The sequence below is a fragment of the Kitasatospora sp. NPDC056651 genome, assembly GCF_042792155.1.
Lineage (GTDB): Bacteria > Actinomycetota > Actinomycetes > Streptomycetales > Streptomycetaceae > Kitasatospora.
On sequence record NZ_JBHTWX010000041.1, the window covers coordinates 60932 to 67077 of the forward strand.

The window sequence follows — 6146 nt, forward strand, 5'->3', positions numbered from 1 at the left end:
GCGGGTCCGGTCGGGTCACGCGGCTCCGGTCACGCCAGGCCGGCGCGCTCCAGCGCCTCGACGCCGGTGCGCAGCGCCCGGATCCGCTCGTCCAGGGAGAACCCGGCCGGAGCCAGGGTGAGCGTGCTGACGCCCGCCTCGGCGTAGGCCTGCATCCGGTCGGCGATCCGGGCCGTGTCGCCGATCAGCGAGGTGGCGTCGATCAGGTCGTGCGGGACGGCGGCCGCGGCGCCCGCGTAGTCCCTGGCCAGGTACTTCTCCTGGACCTCGTCGGCGGCCTGCTCGTAGCCCATCCGCCGGGCGAGCTGGTTGTAGAAGTTCTTCTCCTTGCTGCCCATGCCGCCGATGTACAGGGCGGCGTACGAGCGCAGCGCGTCGACCCCGGCCTTGACGTCCTCGCCGACCGTGAGGTTCACCGTCGGGCAGAGGTCGAAGCCCTCCAGGGTCTTCCCGGCCCTGGCCCGGCCGGCCGTCAGCGGGTCCAGCGAGAGCCCGGCGTGCTCGGGCGAGAAGAAAATGCCGAGCCAGCCGTCGGCGATCTCGCCGGTGAGCTCCAGGTTCTTCGGGCCGATCGCGGCGATGTACAGCGGGATGTGTTCGCGCACCGGGTGCACGGTGAGCTTGATCGGCTTGCCGGGGCCGCCGGGCAGCGGCAGCGTCCAGTGCGCGCCCTCGTGCACCAGCCGCTCGCGGGACATCGCCTTGCGGATGATCTCCACGTACTCGCGGGTGCGGGCGAGCGGCTTGTCGAACTTCACGCCGTACCAGCCCTCGGACACCTGGGGACCGGAGACGCCGAGGCCGAGCCGGAACCGGCCGCCGGAGAGGGCGTCCAGGGTCGCGGCGGTCATCGCGGTCATCGCCGGGGTGCGGGCCGGGATCTGGAAGATGGCCGAGCCGACGTCGATCCGTTCGGTCTTCGCGGCGACGAAGCTGAGCACGGTCGCGGCGTCCGAGCCGTACGCCTCCGCCGCCCAGCAGACCGCGTAGCCGAGCCGGTCCGCCTCCTGGGCCACGGCGATGTTGTCGGCGTCCATGCCGAGTCCCCAGTAGCCGAGGTTGATCCCGAGTCGCATCTGCCGCACCTTCCAGTGGGTTGGGGTTGCCCGCGAGGGTAGCCGCGCCGACGCCGGTCATGCTACTGGCGGGTAGCAGTGGGTTGGGTCACACCTGCCCGGTTTCCGCCGCTCCGCTTCCGCCGGCTCCGCCGCACCGGCGGGCAGCGCGCCGGCGCGATGATCGTTCTGCGGGTCTGCACCCCTGCCCGGGCACCGGCCGCTACGCTCAGCCGAGGTGGGGAGCACCCTCCCCACCTGCGCGTTTACAGGGCTGCCCGGGCTCCCGGGAGCAGCGGCCAGTGGAGGGCCCGTCCGATGGAAAAGCGTCACCTCGGCCGCACCGGCCTACAGGTCTCCCGGCTCGGCCTCGGCACCATGACCTGGGGCCGCGACACCGACGAGCCCGAGGCCGCCGAGCAGCTGAAGGAGTTCGTCGACGCCGGCGGCAACCTGATCGACACCGCCGACGTGTACGCGGACGGCGGCGCCGAGTACCTGATCTCCCGGCTCACCGACAGCCTGATCCCTCGCTCCGAGCTCCTGATCGCCACCAAGGCCGGCAGCGTCCCCGAGTCCGCCCGCCGCTTCGACGGCTCCCGCGGCCACCTGCTCGCCGCCCTGGACGCCTCGCTGCGCCGGCTCGGCACCGACTACGTCGACCTGTGGCAGGTGCACTCCTTCGACCCCGCGACCCCGGTCGAGGAGACGCTCAGCGCCCTCGACATCGCCGTCTCCTCCGGACGCGCCCGCTACGTCGGGGTCTGCGACTTCAGCGGCTGGCAGCTCGCCCGGGCCGCCACCTGGCAGCGCGCCCACCACGGGCGGGTGCCGCTGGCCGGGGCACAGCTGGAGTACTCGCTGCTCCAGCGCGGCATCGAGCGGGAGGCGCTGCCCGCCGCCCTGGACACCGGGGTCGGGGTGCTGGCCGGATCCCCGCTCGGGCGCGGCGTGCTCACCGGCAAGTACCGGCATGGCGTCCCGCAGGACTCGCGCGGCGCCTCGCCGTACCTGAGCGGGTACGTCCAGCCGTACCTCGGGGAACGCTCCCGGCGGATCGTGGACGCACTCGCCACCGCCGCCGACGGGCTCGCCAGCAGCCCGCTGGCGGTCGCGCTGGCCTGGGTGCGGGACCGGCCCGGGGTCGCGAGCGCGCTGGTCGGAGCCCGGACGCCGGGCCAGCTCCAGGCGGCGCTGTCGGTGGAGGCGCTTACGCTTCCGGATGAGATCCGTGGTGCGCTGGACGACATCTCGTCGCCGGTGCACCGCTACCCGGACCAGGGATGGACCGAGCTGTGACCCCCGGTCCGGGTTGTCGAGCAGAACGCGCAGTGGAGTGACCTTGGAGCGGACGACGATGACTGACACGGGGAACGGCGCTCCGGAGGTGACCACCGGGGCCCGGCTGACCTCGGAGGAGAAGGCGGCGAAGTTCGCGGAGCTGGCCCAGCAGATCCGCGGCATGCAGCCGGAGAACGCCGCGGCGGATGCCGCGCGGGCGGGTGCCGCACGGGCGGAGGCCTCGATGCTGGAGCCCTCGACGGCGGAGGCCCCGACGGCGGAGCCCCCGACGGCGGACGCTCCGGAGCCCGAGGGGTCGGAGCCGGCTGCCCCGGCCACTCCGGCGGCCCCCGCGGCCCCTGCCGCTCCTGCCGCTCCCGCCGCTCCCGCGGTTCCGGCCCCGGTGGTGTCCGACCGGCAGCGCGGCGAGGCGCTGCGCGCCACCGCCGAGGTGCTGACCGCCGGCGGCGCCCCGGCCGAACTGGCGCCGGCCGCCGTGGCCGCGTTCGGCGAGGAGGCCCCCGAGCGGCTGCGCGAGGACCCGTGGGCGGTGCTGGGCCTGCCCGGCGTTCGCCCCGAGCACGCGGACGGCTTCGCCCAGAAGCTGCTCGGCCCCGGCGCCGCGCCGAACGATCCGCGCCGCGGCCGGGCACTGGTGATCTGGCTGCTCGACCAGGCGGCGCTGCGCGGGCACTCCGCCCTGGAGCTGACCGAGGTGGTGGCCGGGCTCGGCCGCCTCCGGATGCCGGATCCGGCCGCCGCCATCGAGTCCGCGGTCGAGAACGGGCGGGTGCTGACCTTCCAGGAGGAGCTGACCGGCGCCGAGGCGCACGCGGCGGGCGGCGGCGAGGAGGAGGACGAGGCCCCGACCCGGACGCTGCTCGCGCTGGAAGCGCTGGGCATGGCGGAGGTCAGTCTCACCGAGAAGCTGCTCCAGCTGATGGCCACCTTCGTGCCGGGCGAGGGCCCTGCCGAGGGCCCTGCCGAGGGCTCGGGCGAGGGCTCGGGCGAGGGCTCGGACATGGGCGCAGCCGCGGACGCGGACGGTGCGGAACCCGAGGCCACCGCCGAGCAGACCCCCGTCGCCCCCGGCCCGAGCGCCTGGGCGGCCGCCGCCGAGGCGGCCTCGTCCTCCTCCGCGACCGCCCTGATCAAGGCCGTCGCCGAGCACGCCCTGGTGCTGCACACCGGCGGCGAGGCGGCCCGCGCCGAGCCGGCCGCGCTCGTCACCGCCGCCCGGGGCCTCGGCCTGCGGGCCTGGGCCGCCACCTGGACCGACCAGGGCCGCGACGCCCTCGCCGCACTCGCCGGGGCGGCCGCCGGGGATCGGAGCACCGTGGTCACCCTGGCCGAGCTGCTCTCCGGCACCGCCGGCCCCGGCCGCGCCCCGGACGGCACCCTCGCCCTGGACCTGCTGGTCGTGCTGGACGCCCCACTGCTGGACGTCGAGCTGGCCGCCACCGTCCTGGAGTCGCTCGCCGACGGCACCCGGCTGGTGCTCAGCGGCGATCCGGGCCAGCTCTGGTCGGCCGGCCCCGGCCGGTTCTTCGCCGACCTGCTGGCCGCCAAGGCCTGCCCGGCGGTCGCCTCCCGCACCCCGGACTTCGGCCCGATCGGCGAACTGGTCTCCGGCGTCGGCGTCGGCGAGCTCCAGCCGGTCGAGGCGCCGGACAAGGAGGTGGTCATCCTGACCGCCAAGGACGGCGGCGAGGCCGTCCATCGCGCCATCCAGCTGCTCACCGACTCCATCCCGCGCGCGCTCGGCATCCCGGTCGAGCAGGTGGTGCTGCTCACCCCGGGCCACGGCGGCCCGGCCGGCACCCGGGCGCTCAACGCCGCCGCCAAGGCCCGGCTCAACCCTGGCCCCGGCCGGTTCGGCGGCTTCGACCCGGGCGACCGGGTGGTCGACTCCCCCGCGCCCGGCATCACCCGCCCGGCCCGGGTGCTGGACGGCGACGCCACCGGCCTGCACCTGGAATACCCGGACGGCTCGCACCGGACCGTCCCGCCGGCCGAGGCCACCCGGCTGCGGCACGGCTGGGCACTGACGGTCCACCAGGCGCTCGGACGGCGCTGGCCGGGTGCGGTGGTCGTGCTCCCGGAGGACGCCGCCCCGGCGCTCACCCGGCAGTGGGTCTACACCGCCTTCGGCCGTGCCGAGCGGCACCTGTCCGTCGTGCACGCGGCGGGCCCGGCGCTCGCCCAGGCCGTCGCCGAGCGCCCGGCGCAGCCGCGCACCACCCGGCTGCGGGCGATCCTCGCCGAGAACGCCACCGCCTCGGCGTACTGACCGGCCGCCGTGACCGCCCCCGTTCCACGAGGTGCCGGCCATGACGACACGACGGGCGGGCCCCGGTGATCCCGGGCCCGCCCGTCGGCGTTCCGAACGGCCTCACGTTCCGAACGGCCTCACCTCCTGGACGCCTTCAGTCGTCCAGGTCCTCATCGTCGTAGACCTCGCTCACGTCGAACCGGCAGATCAGCAGCTGCGGATCGGCGTGCTCGAAGGGTTCCGGCAGCCACTCGCCCGGCTCGGTCGGCTCGGCGGCCGCGACCCAGAGCGTGGAGTCGCCCTCCTCCAGGCCGAACTCCTCGCTCCGGGCGGCGATCTCGTCCGGCTCGTACTCGCCGAACAGCACGCCGATCGCGGCGTTCACCTCGCCCGCGCCGGAGCCGCCCGGGGTGAGCGACTCGTCCAGCCGCTCGGCCTGGGCACGCAGCCGCTTGGGGTCGACGACGTGGTAGTCGCGGCGGATCAACACGCTGATCGCCTCGGGCTGTTCGGGGCCGTGGTACCCCCCCGGGCCCTCGTCCCCCGGGATCTCGAAGGGCGTGACCTCGTCGTAGGCCTCGTACAGGAGCTGGTCGTAGGCGATGGCCGCCGTCGCGAGCTGCTCGTAGGCGGCGGACACGGCGGGATCATCGGCTGCGTTGGGGCTTGACACCGCTTCCAGATGACGGTCGATGGCGGCCTTGACCGCCTCAGCGGCGGCGCGTACCTCGGCAATGGTGGGCTGCGCGGCATCAGACATGGTGCAGACGCTATCTCCCCGCGGTGTCGGTACGCACAGCGGTTGTCACCTACACCCGCGATTTCACCGCAACTTCCCCCCTGATGTCCGATCCATACCACTTCGTCCTCCCGTGACACCGGCGTGAAGGGGGCGCCAGGGGCGCGCGCCGGGCCCGACGGGGCCGTCCGGGTGCGGCTGAGCGCGCCGGGATCGGGGTATCTCCTTCGCAGCAGCACCAGAGCTGATGCACTGTCAGTCGACCGTCCGGGCCGCACCCCCCGCGGGCCGCCGATTCCACACCGGAGCACGGCCGGAAATATCCGGGCCGGCCGTCCGGGGCAGGTCGTAGGCTTACCCGAAGGTGATCCCCAGGAGGAGCGTTTTGACCCCACGGAAGCCGGTCCGGCAGCCGGAGTACGAGTACCAGTCCCTGCGCATGCCGCGCGGCACCACGCGCAACGCGGCGCGCCAACTGCTCACCGAGCACGCCGAGTACGGGCACTGGGAGCTCGACCGGTTGCGGCTGTTCCCCGACGGCAGCCGGACGGTCCGGCTGAAGCGGCGGATCATCCGGCAGGTCCGGAGCTGGTGACGAGCGGAGCGCCGCGCCCCTGAGGAGGACTCGCACCGAGCCGTGGCGGCCGCCCGCGCCCCCCCCCCCCGCGGCCGCGGGGGGGGCGCCCCCCCCCAACCGCCCCACCAGACCCCCGCCGAGGTGGCCCACCCCGGCGGGGAGGGGGTGGTTGCCGACCCCCCCCCCCCAGTCCCCCCCGGGGACGCCCCCCCCAACCGCGAC

5 protein-coding genes are annotated in these 6146 nt (G+C 75.2%); 3 read left to right on the forward strand and 2 right to left on the reverse strand.

Features of this window, described 5'->3' with window-relative positions; translation table 11 throughout:
* Window positions 1–29: 29 nt before the first annotated feature.
* A complete protein-coding gene (locus tag ACFRAR_RS18165; RefSeq protein WP_380699073.1) occupies window positions 30–1076 on the reverse strand; it encodes an LLM class F420-dependent oxidoreductase in 1047 nt (348 codons plus the stop codon).
* Between the two features lie 297 nt (window positions 1077–1373).
* On the opposite strand from ACFRAR_RS18165, the gene ACFRAR_RS18170 reads away from it, so the two are divergent.
* Window positions 1374–2354 (forward strand): aldo/keto reductase, encoded by a 981-nt coding sequence (locus ACFRAR_RS18170; RefSeq protein WP_380699074.1) that lies wholly within the window; start codon window positions 1374–1376, stop codon window positions 2352–2354.
* Window positions 2355–2412: 58 nt separating this feature from the next.
* Window positions 2413–4626 carry a helix-hairpin-helix domain-containing protein gene (locus tag ACFRAR_RS18175; RefSeq protein WP_380699075.1) on the forward strand — a complete coding sequence of 738 codons (2214 nt, stop codon included), beginning with the start codon at window positions 2413–2415 and terminating at the stop codon, window positions 4624–4626.
* A 136-nt stretch (window positions 4627–4762) separates the two neighbouring features.
* Here ACFRAR_RS18175 and ACFRAR_RS18180 read toward each other — a convergent pair whose 3' ends face one another.
* On the reverse strand, window positions 4763–5368 hold the full coding sequence (locus ACFRAR_RS18180) for a hypothetical protein (protein ID WP_380699076.1): 606 nt from the start codon (window positions 5366–5368) through the stop codon (window positions 4763–4765).
* Window positions 5369–5732: 364 nt separating this feature from the next.
* On the opposite strand from ACFRAR_RS18180, the gene ACFRAR_RS18185 reads away from it, so the two are divergent.
* Window positions 5733–5942 (forward strand): DUF5703 family protein, encoded by a 210-nt coding sequence (locus tag ACFRAR_RS18185; protein WP_224285495.1) that lies wholly within the window; start codon window positions 5733–5735, stop codon window positions 5940–5942.
* Window positions 5943–6146: the final 204 nt, after the last annotated feature.